Genomic DNA, 20,277 nt, shown 5'->3' on the forward strand with positions numbered 1-20,277 from the left:
GGCTCTGTTTACTCCTGATTATTTCGCGGACTGACGGTACTGCTCAATTAACTCGATAAAGTGGTCGAACAATGGCGCGGCATCATGCGGGCCAGGGCTCGCCTCAGGGTGTCCCTGGAAGCTGAACGCCGGTTTATCGGTGCGATGAATCCCTTGCAGAGTGCCGTCGAACAGCGATTTGTGCGTCACTCGCAGATTTGCAGGCATAGAAGCCTCATCCACCGCAAAACCGTGGTTCTGCGCCGTAATCATCACGGTATTGTTATCGATATCTTTTACCGGATGGTTACCGCCGTGGTGGCCGAACTTCATCTTGATGGTTTTCGCGCCGCTCGCCAGCGCCAGCAGCTGATGGCCGAGGCAGATGCCGAAAACCGGAATATCGGTTTCGAGGAATGCCTGAATCGCCTCGATAGCGTAGTCGCACGGCGCCGGATCGCCAGGGCCGTTAGAGAGGAAGATACCGTCCGGGTTCATCTTCAGCACCTCTTCGGCGGAGGTCTTCGCCGGAACCACCGTCAGGCGGCAGCCTCTGTCTACCAGCATACGCAGGATGTTGCGTTTCGCGCCGTAGTCGTAAGCCACAACGTGGAACGGCAGGTCAGTTTCTGATTTGGCTTCCGGCAGGTCGTCTGCAAGCGTCCAGCTTCCCTGCGTCCAGCTATAGGATTCAGCGGTGGTCACTTCTTTCGCCAGATCCATTCCATTGAGGCCCGGGAAGGCTTTCGCTTTCTCCAGCGCCAGTGCCGCATCCGGGTTATCACCCGCGATAATGCAGCCGTTCTGTGCGCCCTTCTCACGCAGCAGGCGCGTCAGCTTACGGGTATCAATATCGGCAATCGCCACGATGTTATGGCGTTTCAGGTAAGAAGAGAGGTCTTCAGTATTGCGGAAGTTGCTGGCAATCAGCGGCAGATCGCGAATGACCAGACCTTGCGCATGAACCTGAGAGGATTCTTCATCGGCTTCATTGGTGCCGACATTACCGATATGAGGATAAGTAAGAGTGACAATTTGGCGGGAATAGGAAGGATCAGTGAGGATTTCTTGATAACCGGTCATTGAAGTATTGAAAACGACTTCCCCAACCGCCGAACCTGTTGCCCCTATGGCCCGACCGTGAAACTGGGTTCCGTCTTCCAGAACCAATAGCGCTGACTTAATCAAAACACCCTCCAGAGAATATTCACTCACTTTATTTGCATATTAATTCATTTGTATAACCTGAATCAATGCAAATCTGCTTACCCGTGGATTTCTGGCAAACGGCGGCATTCTGAAGATAAGGCGGGTAAAAGTCAACTTAAAGGCGGTATTTTTTGTATTGTTTTACGACTCAGGGAAGGATGTTCTGATTTAACAGGCAAAAAGATCAGCTAACTTGTCCTGGAAAACGCTTGCGTGGCTGAAAGAATGCATTATGAAACCAGAGAGAAGGAAAAAGTGGACCATTTGGTCAAAATTTACATAAAAGCAACAAATAAACAGAAGAAAACAGATAAATTCACGAGTTTAAATAAAAAACAGAAAGATAATGCTAAAAATAATAGGGCAATAAATTATTGCCCTATGTAATCAACAAATTATGATTACCATAACCACATCACGAAGGGTAAAAACCAGCTATAAATTGTTTAAATTCAGTACATCACTCATATCAAAAAGACCATTTGGCTTTGATTTTAGCCAGATAGCCGATCTGACCGCGCCATTCGCAAACGTCATACGGCTGGAGGCCTTATGCGTGATTTCAATACGTTCACCGATATCAGCAAACATCGCGGTATGTTCACCCACAATGTCGCCAGCACGAACCGTCGCAAAACCGATGGTGCCCGGCACGCGTTCGCCGGTATAACCTTCACGACTGTATACCGCGCACGCTTTCAGATCTTTGTCCAGCGCGTGGGCGATCGCTTCCCCCATCGCCAGCGCGGTGCCTGACGGCGCATCCACTTTATGGCGATGGTGCGCTTCGATAATTTCAATATCGGTATAGTCGCCCATCACTTTCGCCGCTTTCTCAAGTAGCTTCAGCATGACGTTAACACCGACGCTAAAGTTGGCGGCGAACACAATGCCGATATCCTGCGCGGCATCGCGAATGGCCTGCTTGCCTGCGTCATCAAATCCCGTCGTGCCAATGACGATGCCTTTACCGTGCTGACGGCAAAACGCCAGGTGCGCCAGCGTCCCTTCCGGGCGAGTGAAATCGATAAAGATGTCAAAATCATCTTTTACCGCTTCCAGGCTACTTTGCACGGTGACGCCCGTTTTCCCTGCGCCTGCTAATTCACCGGCATCGCTGCCCAGTAATGAAGAACCTTCCCGCTCCAGCGCCGCGCCGAGTTGAACGCCGTCCATCCCCAGGGCGGCCTGAATCAGCTGACGTCCCATGCGTCCCCCGGCTCCCGCGATGGCAACGCGGATTTGTGCATCATGCATAGCTATTCTCTTTTGTTAATTTTGCGTAAATCGTTTTCAGATTAACCAGCGCCACGCCGCGCCGCTAGCCAAAAACGTCGATAATTAGAATTTAATGATAAACAGGGAGAGATATCAGTAAAAGCTATATGCGGGAAAAGCGGGACACCGCAGGCAACTCTGCCTGCGATCAAGAGCAAATGGGCGCTATTCAATGGAATAGTTAATGATGAGCTGCCCTTTCTTCATTTTAATCCCACCGATCATTATACGACCAAGTTGGCCGAGCGAAGTGACATGTGTTCCTCCACAGAAGTACATCGGAAGTTCGCCAAACCCCACTTTACGTCGCTCACCGTCAAACTCAATTCGGCGGGCATAATCCTTCGCCTGCCACTGTTCAATACACGCCAGCAGATTTTCAGCATCAGGAAGACGAGCATGTTCACCTGCTGAAAAGGTAATGCGCCCCTCACCCGGCCAGTGGTGCGCTTTCACTGGCGACCAACCCCATGTTTCTCCCGCACACCCGATAAGATGGCCTGCTGAATGCAGACGAGAGTTGAGCAAACGTGTCTGTGCATCGACTTTTAGCTGCACCACTCCCGCTGCAACGGGTTGCGGCAGAATATGTATAATTTGATTATCACGTAACATGATTCCGCAAACCGGAATATCCGCAATCCAGCCTTTGTCTGCGGGTTGTCCACCTCCCTGAGGGTGGAATAATGTTTTATCGAGCGTAACGGCATACAGGCCATCCATTTGTGGAGAGCACCCCGTCACACATGCCATGCCTTCTGTATCATCGGTGTTGTAATAAAGACGTTCTGTCATATGTCCTCCTGTCGTGAAGGGCAGTATATTATTTATCCCGGAGCAGATAATCCGCCTGCCCGGCAATGAATCTTTGCCTGAGAAACACAAATGAATTTGACACTCCTTCCCGATCTGGCCACTTTTGTGTTGATTGTTGATCACGGTAGCTTTTCTGCCGCAGCGCGCGCAGCAGGTGTGACCCCATCAGCCATGAGCCGCAGCGTTTCACGCCTTGAACGCGAAACGGGCAGCCAGTTGTTGCATCGTTCAACACGTAAGCTGGCATTAAGTGAAACAGGAAAGATGGTGTATGAACACGCAAAAATGATGCTGGAAGCAGCGCGACAGGCCATTGATTCCGGGGGAAGCGTACAACACGTTCCTCAGGGAAAGATTACGCTCAGCGTACCCAAAGCCGTCGGACGCTTCGTTATTCATCCACTGATCCCGCAATTTCTTGAACGTTTTCCCCTGGTTGATGTTTGCCTGAGGCTCGAAGACCGCTATATGGATCTCATTGATGATGGTGTCGATCTGGCGCTGCAAATCACCAATACCCCCTCGCCCGGGTTGCATGGCAAGCCGTTAATGCCAATCACCCACATCCTCTGCGCCACGCCAGAGTATCTGCAAAAACAGGGGACACCGACGCACCCGGAAGATTTACGTCAGCACAGTTGCATTAGCCTCGGAGAGACGCCAACGGACTCACGCTGGAAATTTCGTAAACAAGGTAAGACAGAAGTCGTTCAAACAACGGGGCGCTATGCGGCTAATCATACGGGTGTAAGACTGGACGCAGTAAAGCGCCATCTGGGAATTGGCAGTCTCCCCGCATTCACAGCCAGAGAAGCGTTACAAGACGGCGAAATCATGCAGGTGTTGCCGGAGTGGACGTTTATCAGCAACTACTCCGGCGAGCTATGGCTTTTGTGGGCTGGAAACAAGCATATGCCTCTCAAAATACGGGCCATGATTGATTACCTTAGCCAACAACTAAAATCCTAGGGCGCCAGCGCCAGCACGTCGGCGACCCACTGCTGGAAGCCAGCCACATCTATCTCCAGCGCCACCTGCACGTTAGGGCTTTTACCCAGCCGGCCTTCAATATCAACAACCGTTGTGCCTGCGGTGTATTCCCCCTGCGTCTCTACCGCGACAAAACAGGGTTTAACGGTGAACAGATCCGGGCGAACCAGCCAGGCAATGGCGCAGAGATCGTGCATGCGCAGCCCGGTGTTCATGCTACCGCTGCGGTAGTGGCTAAACAACGCATGCAGCATTTTTCCCGTCCGGTTAAGTTCGGGCAGTTTTGCCAGATAATCCGGCGCCAGCAGGGCCTGGTTGGTCACGTCCAGCCCGCACATCACAATCTCTATCCCACTCTGAAAAACGCGGGAAGCGGCTTCCGGGTCGACGGCAATATTGAATTCGGCGTTCGGCGTAAAGTTCCCCCGCCCCGCAGAACCGCCCATGATCACCAGACGACGAATGTTAAAAGCGCATTCCGGGTAGTGAGTCAGCAGCAGCGCAATATTGGTTAACGGGCCGATCGCGACCAGCGTGACGGGTTCCGGGGCGCTCATCAGGGCATCCCGAATGGCGATAAAGGCCGGTTTTGCCAGTGGCTGGCAATCATGGGCAACAAAGTCATAGCCTTCCATGCCCGACTCGCCGTGGACGTAAGCAGCATCGCGCAACGGGCGCAGCAGCGGCGTGGCGGCCCCCTGCGCCAGCGGGATATCCACGTTCCAGAAATGCAGCAGTTGCAGCGCGTTGCGGGTGGTTTTCTCTACGGAGACATTCCCCGCGACGGTGGTCATCAGTTGCAGGTCAAGCTGCGGGGCAAACAGGGCGGCGGCAATGGCGGCGGCATCGTCGATACCCGGATCGGTATCCAGAATAATGGGCAGGCGCATGTTTCCTCCATAAAAAGATGACAAGCTCCAGGGTTGGCATCCGATTATTGGCAAACCTTTTGCCGGTTGGCAAGCGACCGACCGACAAAAGGAGACGAAACAAAATTTGTCATTAATCCCATACGCCAAAACGTGTTGGCTCATCGTATTAATGCGCCGCCGCAAAGGCCTGTAGCGGGGCTTCCATAATGACATTACTCAGATGGCCAATGTGCTCAATCTCCACCTCAATACGATCGCCTTCCTGCATGAATAACGGCGGATTCCTCTTTTTCCCTACGCCGCCCGGCGAGCCCGTAATGATGACGTCACCGGAATTAAGACGGGTGAAAGTGCTTATATACTCAATTAATTCAGCAACTTTATGGATCATACTGCTGGTGTTATCTTCCTGTACCATGCGGCCGTTGAGCCAGGTGCGGATCGCCAGCTGATGCGGGTCGGGAATTTCATCGGCAGTGACCATCCACGGGCCAAAAGCGCCGGTCTGCCGCCAGTTTTTCCCCGCAGTAAACCAGCTGTGCTGCCAGTCGCGTGCGGAGCCATCCATATAGCAGCTGTATCCGGCGACATGGTCAAGCGCATGGTCGCGGGAGATATTCTCGCCACCGTTACCTATGATCACCGCCAGCTCCCCCTCGTAATCAAACTCATGCGAATGACGTGGCTTGAGTACCGGCATGTTGTGCCCGGTTTGCGAATCCGCAAAACGAACAAACAGCGTCGGCGCGGGGTCATGCTGATCGAACTCCTGGCGCTTTTCGGCGTAGTTCATGCCGACACAGAGTATTTTTTCCGGTCGCTCTATTACCGGTAAAAAGGTGATTGCATCCATTTTTAGATCGACCGGCGCCTGCGCGAAGCGCCGCGCCTGCTCCAGACCATCCCCCTGCAATAGCGCCTTCAGGTCCCGATACTGGTCGCCGATGCGGTTCCCCAAATCAATAACGCCTCCGGCAGTAACGATGCCATAGCTGCGAGTGCCCTGATAAAGAAAGCTTGCGAGTTTCATAATTATCAATCCTGCATACTTCAATTAAATAAGAAAGTTACCCAGCACCAGCAGCGAAATGGAAACATTTATCGCCCCACCGATACGCGTCGCAATTTGTGCGAATGGCATCAGGCTCATGCGGTTGCCTGCGGTTAAAATCGCTACGTCGCCCGTACCGCCTTGCCCACTCTGACAGCAGGAGACAATGGCGACATCAATAGGATGCATACCGATTTTTTTACCGACAAAGAATCCTGTCGCGACCAGCGCAGCAACGGTACTGATAATGACCAGAAGATTGGTCAGGGTGAAGGCGTTCACCAGCTCCTCCCACGGCGTAATGGCTACGCCAACCGCGAACAGAATGGGATAAGTCACTGAAGTCTGGAAGAATTTGTACACCACTTGCGAGCCTTCAAGAACGCGGGGCGATACGCCGTTAACTAACTTGACCAGCACAGCCACAAACAACATGCCAACCGGTGCGGGCAAGCCAATCAGCTTGTGCCCTAACATCCCCAGCATATAGAGCAGTATCGCCAGCAGCGCGCCTGCGGCAATCGTGGTCACATCCGTTTTGCCAGAGACGCCTTCCGCCAGTGACGGCGATTGTTCATCGGCATTCGCACGGTTTGGCATCAATTGACCTTCGCCGGTCAGATGCGGGAAGCGCTTGCCCAGTTGGTTCAGGCAGCCGGAGATGATAATGGCGGTCAGACTGCCCAGCATCACCATCGGTAAGATACGACCAAGCGCCACCCCTTGATCCATGTGTAACAGGGTCGCATAGCCAATTGAAAGCGGAATGGCGCCTTCGCCAACGCCGCCGGCCATGATGGGTAAAATAATAAAGAAGAAAATCTGAAAGGGTTCGAGGCCAAGCGCCAGGCCGACGCCCATACCAACAACCATGCCGACGATTTCACCGCATAACATTGGGAAGAAAATACGCAGGAAACCCTGAATCAGCACGGTGCGATTCATACTCATAATACTGCCGACGATAATGCAGCAGATATAGAGATACAGGATGTTGGTAGATTTATAGAATTTGGTCGTCGACTCCACCACCACATCCGGCAGCAGGCCATAGTAAACTAACGCGGAAGGAATAAAGGTCGCGCAAATTGCGGCGGCCCCCAGTTTGCCGACGATGGGCAAACGCTTCCCAAACTCTCCGCAGGCAAAGCCAAAAAAAGCCAGCGTGGCGACCATCACGACAATATCGCTCGGCAGCTTCCCGCCCAGGCAATCAATCGCGATTAATGCGCCGGCCAACAAAAACATCGGTAATGGAATAATACCGATTTTCCATGTATCCATAATGTGCCACCAGCGCTCTTTAAGTGACAAGCGCTGAATGTTTAACGGTTCATGAGTAACAGAGAAAGAATCATCAGTCGTGCTCATTATTAAGCCCTCGGTTATTTTTCAGGGTTAGTTTATGGGCTTCAATATTTACTTTGTGTGAGTACTGACGAATTCAAAAAGAAGTTTTAATGGTCTCTATAGTTTTAATGGTTTCTATTATTTTATGTGATTTATCTCTTATTTAACGCCGTGGTTTTTATGGTTTCTTTTCAGCGCGTATTTAAAGCAACGTTTGGCAACACCGTTGCGCCTGCGCGCTGCCTACTGCAATATATTCTGCTGTGCAAAAGATCACAGGTTTCTGGCAAAATCGCTTCATTCAGGCCAAAAGATGATACAGTGACGTATCCCTGATGACGATGCCTGAACATTATGAAAGTTTCATTTCAGATCAAACTGTTTATATCGCTGATTGCTTTTTTCTCCATATTATTTGCCTTACTGGGTGGATACTATTATATGCACGTAGAAAAACAGCTTTATCAGGAGATGGGAGCCAGGGCGAAAATACAGGCGGAAGAAATTGCGCTTATTCCGAATTTGCGAAAAGAAGTCGTGGAAAGAGATACCACGGCGATTCATCAATTTATGCAAAAAATAGCCGCGCATAGCGACGCCAGTTTTATTGTTATCGGAGATAAAGAAGGCATCCATCTGTTTCATTCGGTTTATGCCGACAGAGTAGGAAAAAAGCTGGTTGGCGACGATAACACTGAAGTGCTTCACGGAAAGAGCACCACGACAATTCGCCGTGGCGGCCTGGGCATCTCCCTGCGCAGTAAAGCGCCCATTGTTGACGATCAGGGCGAGGTTATTGGTATCGTCTCCGTTGGATACCTCACCAGTTACCTCAACACTATTACGGTGAATAAAGCCGTCAGTATCCTGGTTGCCGCCATCCTGCTGCTGATATCCCTTTTTGTCTTTTCCTGGTTCTTCACCCGCAGTATTAAAAAACAGATTTTTTCACTGGAGCCGCGAGAGATAGGCCTGCTGGTTCGTCAGCAAAAAGCGATGATGGAATCGATTTATGAAGGGGTAATCGCCATTGATAATAATTTGCACATTGAGGTGATCAATCAGGCTGCCCGCGAGCTGCTGGGTTTAGGCCAGCCTGCGCAGGCGATACGCGGTCAACACATTACCGAAGTGATTACGCCATCCCCCTTCTTCCTTAAAGAGGTAATGCTGAAGAATGACACTCATGATGAAATCTGCCGTTTCAATGAATTGACGGTTATCGCCAGCCGGGTGCGCATCATGCTGGAGAACTCGCTTCAGGGATGGGTGATAACCTTCCGCGATCGCAATGAAATAGACAGTTTGAGCGCTCAGCTAAGCCAGGTAAAACGTTACGTAGATAATTTGCGCATCATGCGCCACGAGCAGCTCAATTGCATGACGACCCTTTCTGGTTTACTGCATATGGGTCGTTACAATGAAGCCATTGATTATATTCAGGCCCAGTCGGAACATGCCCAGGAGCTGCTGGACTTTATCTCATCGCGCTTCAGTTCACCGACGTTGTGCGGCCTGTTGTTAGGTAAAGCGGCAAGAGCGGGTGAAAAAGGGGTGGAACTGAATTTCGATCCCAGTTGCCGGATGGATAGGCCTTTTCCGCCACTTGCGGAATCAGAACTGATTTCGATCCTGGGCAATTTACTCGATAACGCGATCGAAGCAACGCAGCGATCGCCATTACCGCATGCGCCAGTGGACGTGCTGATCAGACTCAACGAGCATGAGCTGATTATCGAAGTGGCCGATCAGGGAGTCGGTATTAAACCGGAGATTCGCGAGCATATTTTCGAACGTGGCGTCACCACGAAAACCCGGGGCGATCATGGCATTGGATTGTATCTGATTGAAAGTTATGTCACTCAGGCGGGAGGGGTGATAGAAGTCGCTGATAATTCGCCGCGCGGCGCCATATTTACGTTGTTTATTCCCGCTACGGGAATTTCCCGCAGTCCCGTACAGGAACTGGAAGGTACCGATTATGCAACCTGAACTTATCGATGTCCTGATCGTTGAGGACGAGAACGAACTGGCGCAGCTGCACGCTGAACTGATCGACAAACATCCGAGACTCCGACTGGCAGGCATTGCCTCCACGCTTGCCGATGCCCGGCAAAAACTCAACCAGCTGCGGCCTCAGCTACTGCTGCTGGACAACTATCTACCGGATGGTAAGGGTATTACGCTCATCAGCGATCCGTTAGTCATGAACACGAATTGCTCAGTGATCTTTATTACTGCCGCCAGTGATATGGATACCTGTAGCCTGGCGATTCGCAACGGCGCGTTTGACTATATCCTGAAGCCAATCTCGTGGAAACGGCTCAGCCAGTCGCTGGAACGTTTTGTCCAGTTTGCCGAACAGCAGCGGGTATGGAAAATTGTCGATCAGCAAAACGTCGATTCACTCTACCTGTTACAGGCGAAGAATTACCGTCAGGAGAATAGCAGTAAGGGGATTGAAGAAATCACGCTGGCGCTGGTGCAGAAGCTTTTTACAGAAAACAGCACGCGCAGCTTCTCCGTTGACGATGTGGTTGCCGGAACGGGGTTAAGTAAAACCACGGCACGCCGCTATGTTGAACACGGTGTCGAGACGGGTTTTCTTCGCGTCGAAATGCTGTATGGCAAGCCAGGGCATCCGCGCAGGATGTATCGCCTGAGCGAAACGTAATGGCATAAAAGATGCCGGTCGGATAGCAGACCGGCGTCAAAGCGTAATTACTCTACTTCACGAACATCCACACGCAGTTCTTTCGGCACTTCGAAAACAATGTTCTCTTCGCGGCCTTCCAGCGGAATGGCTTCGCCGCCGCCAAGCTCTTGCAGGCGAGCGATCACATTCTGCACCAGAATATCCGGTGCGGAAGCGCCAGCGGTCACGCCAACGCACTTCGCCTCTTTCACCCAGGCTTCCTGGATGTCGGTGGCATCGTCGATCAGAAACGCCGCTTTCCCCATACGCTGCGCCAGTTCAGCCAGACGGTTGGAGTTGGAGGAGTTTTTCGAACCGACCACCAGCACGACATCGGCCTGTTCCGCCAGCGCGCGCACCGCTTCCTGGCGGTTCGTCGTGGCGTAGCAAATGTCATCTTTACGCGGCCCGACAATTTTCGGGAAGCGTTGACGCAGCGCGTCAATCACATCAGACGTGTCGTCGACGGAGAGCGTCGTCTGGGTCATAAAGGAGAGTTTGCCTTCGTTTTTGACATCAAGCGACAGAACGTCGTCCGGCGACTCGACCAGATACATGCCCCCTTCCGGGTTGCTGTACTGCCCCATCGTCCCTTCCACTTCCGGGTGCCCGGCGTGGCCGATCAGGATTGACTCTTCGCCGCGACGGCTGGCGCGCGCCACTTCCATATGCACTTTTGTTACCAGCGGACAGGTGGCGTCAAAAACGGTGAGATCGCGGCTTTTCGCCTCGTTACGTACCGCCTGGGAAACCCCGTGTGCGGAGAAAATCAGGATCGCGCCGTCCGGCACTTCACTGATCTGCTCGATGAAAATCGCCCCGCGCTCACGCAGGCTATCCACCACGTAGCGGTTGTGCACCACTTCGTGACGGACATAAATTGGCGCGCCGTAAATAGCCAGCGCGTTTTCTACAATGCTGATAGCGCGGTCTACACCTGCGCAAAAGCCGCGCGGGTTGGCCAACAGGATCTGCATTTTACGCCTCCAGTGCCGGATCGATTTCCAGCACTTCAATATCAAAATGAACGGTATGCCCGGCCAGCGGATGGTTGAAATCGACGGTAATCGAGTCACCGTTAATTTCGCGGATCACGCCAGGCATCTCACTGCCGTCCATTGCGGTAAAGAGCATAATTGCCCCCACTTCAGGCTCGCCCGCGTCCATAAACTCGCGGCGAGAGAAGTATTGAACCAGGTCCGGGCTCGGTACGCCAAACGCGGCATCCGGCTCCAGAGAAAACGTGGTTTTGTCGCCGTCTTTCAGTCCCAGAAGATGCTGCTCCAGCCCTTCAGACAGGGAGCCGTCACCCAGGCGGAATAGCGCTGGCTTACCATTGTTACGCGTTGACTCAGCGGTAGAGCCATCGTCAAGCTTTAAGGTGAAGTGCACCAGCACCGCACTGTTACTCTGTACTGATTTAGACATGCAGGTTTGCTCACTTGTTTTGGGTCACCTGTTTGCCCGGTGGCGCTTACGCTTACCGGGCCTACGAGAGGCTTGTTTTGGGCTACCTGTTTGCCCGGTGGCGCTACGCTTACCGGGCCTACAAGAATCGCGCTATTTTGTAGGCCGGATAAGGCGCTTACGCCGCCATCCGGCATTTTATTACGCCTGCTTTTTCGGCAGGAAACCCTCCAGCACAATCAACGCCGCACCGATACAAATCGCGCTATCGGCCAGGTTAAAGGTGGCGAAATGCCAGTCGCCGACATAGAAGTCGATCATATCGACAACAAAGCCATGCCACAGACGGTCGAACAGGTTGCCCAGCGCACCGCCAATGATTAACGCATAAGCGATGTTGTTCAGCTTTTGCGTCGCCTTCGAGCGATACATCATCACCATCAGGATAACGCAAATACCGATGGCGATACCGGCAAAGAACCAGCGCTGCCAGCCGCCGCTGTCGGCGAGGAAGCTAAACGCCGCACCATAGTTACGCGCGTAGTGCAGATTAAGCGACGAGAACAGCGACACCGTATCCCCCAGAGCAAAGTTCTGGAGGATCAGGTACTTGCTGCCTAAATCGATAATCAGCACGACCACCACCAGCCACAGCCAGCGCAGTCCTGTTGAACAGAGAGGCTTACTCATCAGGCAAACTTACGTTTTTCGCCATCACCGGCGATGTTGCTGACACAGCGGCCGCAGATCTCTGCGTGTTCCGCTACCTTGCCGACATCCGTGGTGTAGTGCCAGCAGCGTGGGCACTTCTCACCTTCGGCTTTACTCAACGCGACTTTCAGCCCTTTGAGCAGTTCGCTCTGCTGCGCATCAGCAGAAGCCTCCGCATAGTCAGCGACTTTCGCGCCAGAGGTCAACAGGACAAATCGTAATTCATCGCCCAGTGCAGTCAGCTTCGCCGCCAGTTCCGGTTCAGCGTACAGGGTGACAGCCGCTTCGAGAGAACCACCGACTTTCTTATCTGCACGCGCCTGCTCGATAACCTTGTTCACTTCGCCACGCACTTTCAGCAGCTCATCCCAGTAAGCGTCATTCATCGCTTCGGTTTCGCCTAAGCCAAACAGACCTTCATACCACTCACCGGTAAAGACGTACTTCTCACGATCGCCTGGCAGATAACCCCAGATTTCATCTGCGGTGAAGGACATGATCGGCGCCATCCAGCGCACCAGCGCTTCTGCGATATGGTACAGCGCGCTCTGGCAACTACGACGCGCCACGCTGTCGGCTTTCGCGGTGTACTGACGGTCTTTGATGATGTCGAGATAGAACGAGCCCATCTCAACGGAGCAGAAGCGCATCAGACGCTGTACCACTTCGTGGAAATCATAGGCTTCGTAGGCTTTCAGGATATCGTCCTGCGCCGCTTTCGCGCAGCCCACCGCCCAGCGATCCAGCACCACCATCTCTTCCGGTTTCACCATATCTTTTACCGGATCAAACCCGTTCAGGTTCGCCAGCAGGAAGCGCGCGGTGTTGCGGATACGACGATAGCTGTCGGCAGCGCGTTTCAGGATCTCGTCGGAAACGGCCATTTCGCCGGTGTAGTCGGTAGACGCCACCCACAGACGCAGAATATCCGCGCCCAGTTTGTTCATCACATCCTGCGGAGAAACGGTGTTACCGATGGATTTGGACATTTTGCGGCCCTGACCATCCACGGTGAAGCCGTGGGTCAGTACCTGACGGTACGGCGCTTTGCCCTTCATCGCAGTGGAGATCATCAGGGAGGACATGAACCAGCCGCGATGCTGGTCGGAACCTTCCAGATACATATCCGCCGCATGACCGGCAAACTCAGGACGCACATCGACCACAGAAGCGTGCGTCGAACCGGAGTCAAACCAGACGTCCAGCGTATCCGGCACTTTCACGTACTGGTCAGCGTCGTCGCCGAGGATCTCTTTCGGATCGAGATCCCACCATGCCTGAATGCCGTCCACTTCAACGCGCTTCGCCACTTCTTCCATCAGTTCGATGGCGCGCGGGTGCAGCTCTTCAGTGTCTTTATGTACGAACAGAGACATCGGCACGCCCCAGGTACGCTGACGAGAAATACACCAGTCAGGACGGTTCGCAACCATTGATTCAATACGTGCCTGACCCCAGTCCGGGATCCACTGTACGCCTTTGATCTCTTTCAGCGACTGCTCGCGCAGGCCTTTCTGATCCATGCTGACGAACCACTGCGGCGTCGCACGGAAGATGATCGGCGTTTTGTGACGCCAGCAGCACGGATAGCTGTGTTGCAGCTTCTCAACGTGTAGCAGCGCGCCTTTTTCACGCAGCAGCGCAACGACGATGTCGTTCGCTTTGAAAACGTTCACGCCATCGAGCGTCGGATACGTGCCTGGCAGGTAAGCGCCGTCCGGTCCGACCGGGTTAGCGGTTTCCAGACCGTATTTTTGACCGATGACATAGTCGTCCGGGCCATGACCAGGCGCGGTATGCACCGCCCCCGTACCGGCATCCAGCGTGACGTGATCGCCGAGGATCGCCGGAACGTCGAAGTCCATAAACGGATGGGTAAAGCGCAACAGCTCCAGCTCCGCGCCTTTTACGGTGCCGAGGATGGTATAGTCAGCCGCGCCAAGGCGCTGCATCACGCTTTCCACCAGGTCTTTCGCCAGAATCAGCGCCTGGCCGTCAATTTGTACCAGGGCGTAATCAAAATCCGGCGCCAGAGAGATCGCGCGGTTCGCAGGTAACGTCCACGGGGTGGTGGTCCAGATAACCAGCGAGATCGGGCCGTTGACGCTGGAAACGCCAAACTTCGCTTTCACCGCATCCTGGTCAGCGGCGTGGAACGCCACGTCGATAGACGGAGACGTTTTGTCATAATATTCAACTTCCGCTTCCGCCAGCGCGGAACGGCAGTCCACGCACCAGTGCACCGGCTTCGCGCCTTTATGCAGATGGCCGTTGCCGATGATTTTACCCAGCGCGCGAATGATGTTGGCTTCAGTTTTGAAGTCCATCGTCAAATACGGATGCGACCAGTCGCCCAGCACGCCCAGACGGATGAAGTCTTTACGCTGGCCGTCAACCTGGGTGGCGGCGTATTCGCGACACTTCGCACGGAATTCCGCAGCCGTGAATTTTTCGCCCGGCTTACCGTATTCCTGCTCGACTTTCAGCTCGATCGGCAGACCGTGGCAGTCCCAGCCCGGAACGTAAGGCGAGTCAAATCCCGCGAGTCCTTTGGACTTCACGATAATGTCTTTCAGAATCTTATTAACCGAGTGACCAATATGAATGCTGCCATTCGCATAAGGAGGGCCATCATGCAGAATGAAGGTTTTTTTGCCTTTTTTGGCCGCACGAATGATGCCGTACAGATCATCATCGGTCCAACGCGCCAGCATTCCCGGTTCACGCTTGGCGAGATCGCCGCGCATCGGGAACCCTGTTTCCGGCAAATTCAGGGTTGATTTATAGTCACTCATCAGATTCTCGGTTCCGTATTTAAAACTCGTATAGGCATTAAGCCGGTTTTGATAGCCCAAAAAAATCGCGGGCAGTTAACTCATCACGCGCAATCTGCGCTTTTAGTTCATCCAGCGATGCGAATCGCTGTTCGTTGCGTATTTTTTTACGCAGTATTACATCTATATGGCGACCATAGAGGTCCATTACAACGTCCAGCAGATGCACTTCTAACTGTTGGCGTACACCTGCCACTGTCGGACGCGTGCCGATATTGGCAACGCCAGGCATGGGTTTATCACCCAGCCCCATCACTTCCACCGCATAAACCCCTTTTACCGGGGAGACCTGACGACGCAGCGGTAAATTCGCCGTCGGGAAACCAATGGTGCGCCCTAACTCATCGCCGTGGACGACACGCCCGGAGATGGTAAATGGATGCCCCAGCAAACTTTCAGCCAGCGGCAGGTTGTCCTCCGCCAGCGCCTGACGCACGGCCGTACTGCTGATTCGTACGCCACCTTCGCAAAAGGTCTGCGTGTTGGTGATGTCAAAACCGTACTCCGCTCCGGCTTTCTGTAATAACAAGAAATCGCCTTCGCGACCAGCGCCAAAACGGAAATCATCACCGACAGCGAGGAACCGCACGCCGAGACGCTTCACCAGCAGATCGCTGATAAAGTTTTGTGCGGTCAGGGCGGCAAAGCGGCGATCGAAGCGTACGCACAGCACGTAGTCCACGCCGCATTCCGCCAGGTAACGCAGTTTTTCCCGCAGGCGGGTCAGGCGCGCAGGGGCCTTTTCCGTAGCGAAGAGTTCCAGCGGCTGCGGTTCGAAAATCATTACCATCACTGGTAAACCCCGCTTGCGCCCTTCTTCCCGCAAGCCCTGCAGCAATGCACGATGGCCACGATGCACACCGTCGAAATTACCAATAGTCAGCACACACCCATGCGGGGCCTGACTGAGATTATGTATGCCGCGTATCAGCTTCATGTCTGGCTCAAAACAGTGAAAATCGTCAGAGTATACCTTGTACAGCGGTCAAGGTTAACCGACGATTGCCCCTGTGAAACATAAAGAAGATTGTTTTCATTGTTATGGGGCAAATCAGAACAAGAAACTGCCCATTCAATGTAATTTTTATCATGGAAAAGCTGTATTCACGACCCGCAAGCTGGTAGAATCCTGCGCCATCACTACGTAACGAGTGCCGCCATATTAACGGCGCTTATTTGCACAAATCCATTGACAAAAGAAGGCTAAAAGGGCATATTCCTCGGCCTTTGAATTGTCCATATAGAACACATTTGGGAGTTGGACCTTGGCTAATATCAAATCAGCTAAGAAGCGCGCCGTTCAGTCTGAAAAGGCTCGTAAGCACAACGCAAGCCGTCGCTCTATGATGCGTACTTTCATCAAGAAAGTATACGCAGCTATCGAAGCTGGCGACAAAGCTGCTGCACTGAAAGCATTTAACGAAATGCAACCGATCGTGGACCGTCAGGCTGCTAAAGGTCTGATCCACAAAAACAAAGCTGCACGTCATAAAGCAAACCTGACTGCACAGATCAACAAACTGGCTTAATCGCCCGCTTGTTATCAGCTTTGTAAAAAAGCCCGCGCAAGCGGGTTTTTTTATGTCTGCCGGATGGCGGGCAAACGCCTTATCCGGCCTGTAGCGCTTACCCTTTGTGGCTAAATAGCGCCGAGTAATCCGCGTGACAAATACGCTGTACGGCCGGGTGCTGAATCATCCTCTCGGCAAAAATGGCGTGGTACTCTTCCATGACGTTTTCCACACGGCCAATCTCAACAATCGACTCATCGGCGTAAAAGTCATGCGCATAGAGCGTCGGCGCGACGAAAATCGCATTGTGGGTAGCGCCAAACGCTTTCATCAGCGCCGCATCATCAAACTCGCCAAGGATTTCGACGTTTAAGCCCTGCGAATTAAACCAGTTTAATAATTTGCGACCGAGCATAGAGCGACGGCCAGGGATCAGCAGCCGACGCTCTTCCAGACACGCCGGGAAGGGTTTTGCAGGCAGCGGTTTCGTACACCAGAAGCTCACGCTGCATTCACCTATCTTCACCGAAAACAGCCCCTCCTGCTGAGTAGAGTCGATTGGGCAATCCGAGATAATCATATCCAGCTTATGCTGGCTAAGCTGCTCAAGCAGCATCTCATGGGTGGATTCAAAACAGCGCAAATGAATTTGTTCGTCGTCAACCACGGCCGCGTCCAGCACATTGCTGACCAGACGTTTTGACAACGCATCCGCCACGCCGACATCAAACAGCAGGTTAGACTCTTTGCGGTAGTTAACGATATCCAGCATTTCCTGGCTTAAGGTAAACATTTTGTCCGCATAGCGAAACACCAGTTCCCCTAATTCACTGGGCTCCAGCCCACGCCCTTTACGCTTGAATAATTTTCCCTGCAAGCGCTCCTCAAGGGCTTTGATCTGACCGGTGATAGTTTGCGGCGTCAGGTAAAGCGCTTCTGCCGCCCCGACAACGGAACCTTCTTTATACACATGCCAAAAATAATAAAGATGGTTGTAGTTAATATGAGACATGCTCACTCCTCTCCCTGATCTGTGTCGCAAGGGGGGCCACATCAGCCCCCCCCTCTCCCCGCTCAGACCACCGGGCTTAAACGTGTACGCAGCCAGCTATAGCCGATCACTGCCGAAAGCAGAGAACCAATCAAAATCCCCAGCTTCGCCCAGTTAATCAGTGCCGGATCTACACTACCAAACGCCAGACTGGCGATGAAAATCGACATCGTAAAACCGATCCCGCACAGAATACCGACCGCCATTATTTGCTGAAAACGTGTTCCTTCCGGCAGCTTCGCCAGTTTGAGACGCAGCGCCAGCCAGCAAAACAGGCTAATCCCCAGCGGTTTACCGATCAGCAACCCGGCAATGATTCCCAGCGGGAGTATTGAGGTCAGCCCGTCAAGCGTTACCCCCTGTAGCGAGACGCCCGCATTGGCGAAGGCGAACAGCGGCAGAATCAGATACGCCACCCACGGGTGCAGCACATGTTCCAGACGCTTCGCCGGAGAACGACCATGCTTCTCCTTCAATGGGATGAAGAAACCGACGATCACCCCGGCAAGAGTGGCATGGACGCCAGATTTCAATACGGCAGTCCACAGCACCACGCCGACCAGGATATAAACCCCTGTTCGTCTGACATCACACAGGTTCAGCACGGCCAGAAGCACAATCGCAAATGCCGCAACTCCCAGCGAGACCATCGAAAGATCGCTGGTGTAGAACAGCGCAATGATCACAATCGCGCCCAGGTCGTCAATAATAGCCAGCGCCATCAGGAATATCTTCAACGCCAGCGGCACCCTGCTGCCCAGCAAGGCCAATACGCCCAGCGCAAAAGCAATATCCGTTGCCGCCGGGATCGCCCAACCTTCGCGCGTAATCGGGTCGGAATAGTTAAAAGCCAGATAGAGCAGCGCCGGAACAATCATACCGCCAATGGCGGCAATCACCGGAAACGCCGCCTGACGTAAACTGGCAAGCGAGCCCTGCATAAGCTCACGCTTGACCTCCAGACCAATCAGCAGGAAAAATACCGCCATTAGCGCGTCGTTGATCCACAGCAGCATATTTTTGTTGATCTCAAGCGCCCCAACCCGTAGCTGAACGGGCGTCTCCAGAAAGGCGTGATACCACCCGCTGGTGAATCCGCTGTTCGCCATCAGCATAGCCAGCACGGCGGCGATAATGAGAATGATGCCCCCGGAGGCATCACTGCTAAAAAAACGATGCAGGTGTTTCACTTTTTATTCTCTCAATATAATCAAACCTCGTGGCGTCTATCTTACCTCGCATGATCTATCGTTAAAATTAGATTATTTATGGTGAAACATTCGGTTTTTACGAAATAAAATCATCACCGCCGACAAACAAAAAAGCCCGGGATTGTGCAATCCCGGGCTTTTTATGCAATGTAACAGCGGTAATTAACGCGTCAAATCATCGAAAAACTTCTTCACGCCGTCGAAGAAACTCTTCGAACGCGGGCTGTTTTTCTCGCCTGTCGGGCCACCGAAGCTTTCTTGCAGATCTTTCAGCAACTGCTTCTGCTTCTCGTTCAGACCTACCGGCGTTTCGACCACAACACGGCACAGCAGATCGCCCTGTGCGCCGCCGCGTACGGATTTCACGCCTCTTCCGCGCATACGGAACAGCTTGCCGGTTTGCGTTTCGTGCGGCACTTTCAACTTCACACGGCCATCCAGCGTCGGGACTTCAATCTCACCACCCAGCGCTGCCATTGCACAGTTAATCGGCACTTCGCAATACAGGTTGTTGCCTTCACGCTCGAAGATCGGGTGCTGCTTCACCTGCACCTGAACGTACAGATCGCCCGCTGGCGCGCCATGCTCGCCCGCTTCACCTTCACCGGAAAGACGAATACGATCGCCTGTGTCCACACCCGCCGGGATTTTAACCGACAGGGTTTTGGTTTTCTCCACGCGGCCATGACCGTGGCATTTGTTGCACGGATCTTTAATCAGCGTACCGCGCCCCTGACAGTGCGGGCAGGTTTGCTGCACGGCGAAGAAGCCCTGACGCATCTGCACCTGACCGGAGCCATGACAGGTTGGACAGGTCTGCGGCTGAGTGCCTGCTTTCGCACCGCTGCCGTGGCAAACGTCGCACTCTTCCAGCGTCGGAATACGGATCTCTTTGGTCACGCCACGTACGGCTTCTTCCAGGGTGAGATCCATGTTGTAACGTAAATCAGCACCACGCGCTGCGCGCTGACGACCACGTCCGCCGCCAAAGATATCGCCGAAAACGTCACCAAAGATATCGCTGAAGTCAGCACCGCCGCCGAAGCCGCCGCCAAATCCACCACCGCCTTGTTCAAACGCAGCGTGCCCGTACTGATCGTATGCCGCACGTTTTTGCGCATCGGTCAGAACTTCGTAGGCTTCCTTGATCTCTTTGAACTTGGCCTCGGCCTCTTTATCACCCTGGTTACGGTCCGGGTGATATTTCATGGCCAGGCGCTTGTACGCCTTTTTGATTTCACGCTCTTCCGCTGTTTTGGAAACGCCTAAAATCTCGTAATAGTCTTGCTTAGCCATCTTGTTTTTATCTGCC

Annotated in this window: 19 protein-coding genes; 4 read left to right on the plus strand and 15 right to left on the minus strand. The window is 53.1% G+C overall.

The features are described from left to right. Positions 1-18: 18 nt before the first annotated feature. The 3 genes from carA to CKO_RS14350 form a co-directional block, all read right to left on the minus strand. Positions 19-1,167: a glutamine-hydrolyzing carbamoyl-phosphate synthase small subunit gene (gene carA, locus CKO_RS14340; RefSeq protein WP_024130719.1), complete on the minus strand. Its 1,149-nt coding sequence runs from the start codon at positions 1,165-1,167 to the stop codon at positions 19-21. A gap of 456 nt (positions 1,168-1,623) precedes the next feature. Then, positions 1,624-2,445, minus strand: a complete 822-nt coding sequence (dapB, locus tag CKO_RS14345) for a 4-hydroxy-tetrahydrodipicolinate reductase (protein ID WP_012134140.1) — start codon at positions 2,443-2,445, stop codon at positions 1,624-1,626. A 186-nt stretch (positions 2,446-2,631) separates the two neighbouring features. Beyond that, positions 2,632-3,261: a serine-tRNA(Ala) deacylase AlaX gene (locus tag CKO_RS14350; RefSeq protein ID WP_024130721.1), complete on the minus strand. Its 630-nt coding sequence runs from the start codon at positions 3,259-3,261 to the stop codon at positions 2,632-2,634. A gap of 90 nt (positions 3,262-3,351) precedes the next feature. Here CKO_RS14350 and CKO_RS14355 point away from each other — a divergent pair, with 90 nt between their 5' ends. Beyond that, a complete protein-coding gene (locus CKO_RS14355; RefSeq protein WP_012134142.1) occupies positions 3,352-4,251 on the plus strand; it encodes a LysR family transcriptional regulator in 900 nt (299 codons plus the stop codon). Here CKO_RS14355 and rihC read toward each other — a convergent pair. The 3 genes from rihC to CKO_RS14370 all read right to left on the minus strand — a co-directional run bounded on the left by rihC (position 4,248) and on the right by CKO_RS14370 (position 7,566). After that, positions 4,248-5,162 carry a ribonucleoside hydrolase RihC gene (gene rihC / locus CKO_RS14360; protein WP_012134143.1) on the minus strand — a complete coding sequence of 305 codons (915 nt, stop codon included), beginning with the start codon at positions 5,160-5,162 and terminating at the stop codon, positions 4,248-4,250. The genes CKO_RS14355 and rihC overlap by 4 nt on opposite strands. Positions 5,163-5,310: 148 nt before the next feature. Continuing rightward, positions 5,311-6,174, minus strand: a complete 864-nt coding sequence (locus CKO_RS14365; protein ID WP_024130722.1) for a fumarylacetoacetate hydrolase family protein — start codon at positions 6,172-6,174, stop codon at positions 5,311-5,313. A gap of 24 nt (positions 6,175-6,198) precedes the next feature. Further along, positions 6,199-7,566 (minus strand): 2-hydroxycarboxylate transporter family protein, encoded by a 1,368-nt coding sequence (locus tag CKO_RS14370; RefSeq protein ID WP_012134145.1) that lies wholly within the window; start codon positions 7,564-7,566, stop codon positions 6,199-6,201. Positions 7,567-7,899: 333 nt separating this feature from the next. Here CKO_RS14370 and CKO_RS14380 point away from each other — a divergent pair, with 333 nt between their 5' ends. Next, positions 7,900-9,537 carry an ATP-binding protein gene (locus tag CKO_RS14380; protein ID WP_012134147.1) on the plus strand — a complete coding sequence of 546 codons (1,638 nt, stop codon included), beginning with the start codon at positions 7,900-7,902 and terminating at the stop codon, positions 9,535-9,537. Further along, positions 9,527-10,219: a response regulator gene (locus tag CKO_RS14385; protein ID WP_012134148.1), complete on the plus strand. Its 693-nt coding sequence runs from the start codon at positions 9,527-9,529 to the stop codon at positions 10,217-10,219. The genes CKO_RS14380 and CKO_RS14385 overlap by 11 nt, the downstream gene beginning before the upstream one ends. Positions 10,220-10,266: 47 nt before the next feature. On the opposite strand, the gene ispH is transcribed toward CKO_RS14385, so the two are convergent. The 6 genes from ispH to CKO_RS23630 all read right to left on the minus strand — a co-directional run bounded on the left by ispH (position 10,267) and on the right by CKO_RS23630 (position 16,355). Then, positions 10,267-11,217, minus strand: coding sequence for a 4-hydroxy-3-methylbut-2-enyl diphosphate reductase (ispH, locus tag CKO_RS14390; protein WP_012134149.1), 951 nt, complete (start codon positions 11,215-11,217; stop codon positions 10,267-10,269). A gap of 1 nt (position 11,218) precedes the next feature. Beyond that, positions 11,219-11,668, minus strand: coding sequence for an FKBP-type peptidyl-prolyl cis-trans isomerase (gene fkpB, locus CKO_RS14395; RefSeq protein ID WP_012134150.1), 450 nt, complete (start codon positions 11,666-11,668; stop codon positions 11,219-11,221). A gap of 180 nt (positions 11,669-11,848) precedes the next feature. Beyond that, the gene (gene lspA / locus CKO_RS14400; RefSeq protein ID WP_012134151.1) at positions 11,849-12,337 is read right to left on the minus strand and encodes a signal peptidase II; all 489 of its coding nucleotides are present in this window, start codon (positions 12,335-12,337) and stop codon (positions 11,849-11,851) included. Continuing rightward, on the minus strand, positions 12,337-15,153 hold the full coding sequence (ileS, locus tag CKO_RS14405; RefSeq protein WP_012134152.1) for an isoleucine--tRNA ligase: 2,817 nt from the start codon (positions 15,151-15,153) through the stop codon (positions 12,337-12,339). Before ileS ends, lspA begins: the two co-directional genes overlap by 1 nt. 37 nt (positions 15,154-15,190) lie before the next feature. Then, positions 15,191-16,129 (minus strand): bifunctional riboflavin kinase/FAD synthetase, encoded by a 939-nt coding sequence (gene ribF / locus CKO_RS14410; protein WP_012134153.1) that lies wholly within the window; start codon positions 16,127-16,129, stop codon positions 15,191-15,193. A 25-nt stretch (positions 16,130-16,154) separates the two neighbouring features. Beyond that, entirely contained in the window at positions 16,155-16,355 is a 201-nt protein-coding gene (locus CKO_RS23630; RefSeq protein WP_047459028.1) for a DUF2575 family protein, read from the minus strand. Between the two features lie 102 nt (positions 16,356-16,457). Here CKO_RS23630 and rpsT point away from each other — a divergent pair, with 102 nt between their 5' ends. After that, entirely contained in the window at positions 16,458-16,721 is a 264-nt protein-coding gene (rpsT, locus tag CKO_RS14420; protein WP_001518655.1) for a 30S ribosomal protein S20, read from the plus strand. 97 nt (positions 16,722-16,818) lie between these two features. On the opposite strand, the gene nhaR is transcribed toward rpsT, so the two are convergent. From nhaR to dnaJ, 3 genes are all read right to left on the minus strand, one after another. After that, positions 16,819-17,715, minus strand: coding sequence for a transcriptional activator NhaR (gene nhaR, locus CKO_RS14425; RefSeq protein WP_012134154.1), 897 nt, complete (start codon positions 17,713-17,715; stop codon positions 16,819-16,821). Between the two features lie 62 nt (positions 17,716-17,777). Beyond that, on the minus strand, positions 17,778-18,944 hold the full coding sequence (gene nhaA, locus CKO_RS14430; protein WP_012134155.1) for a Na+/H+ antiporter NhaA: 1,167 nt from the start codon (positions 18,942-18,944) through the stop codon (positions 17,778-17,780). 183 nt (positions 18,945-19,127) lie between these two features. Continuing rightward, the gene (gene dnaJ, locus CKO_RS14435; protein WP_024130723.1) at positions 19,128-20,261 is read right to left on the minus strand and encodes a molecular chaperone DnaJ; all 1,134 of its coding nucleotides are present in this window, start codon (positions 20,259-20,261) and stop codon (positions 19,128-19,130) included. Positions 20,262-20,277: the final 16 nt, after the last annotated feature.

This window comes from Citrobacter koseri ATCC BAA-895 (genome assembly GCF_000018045.1).
Taxonomy (GTDB): Bacteria; Pseudomonadota; Gammaproteobacteria; order Enterobacterales; family Enterobacteriaceae; genus Citrobacter_B; species Citrobacter_B koseri.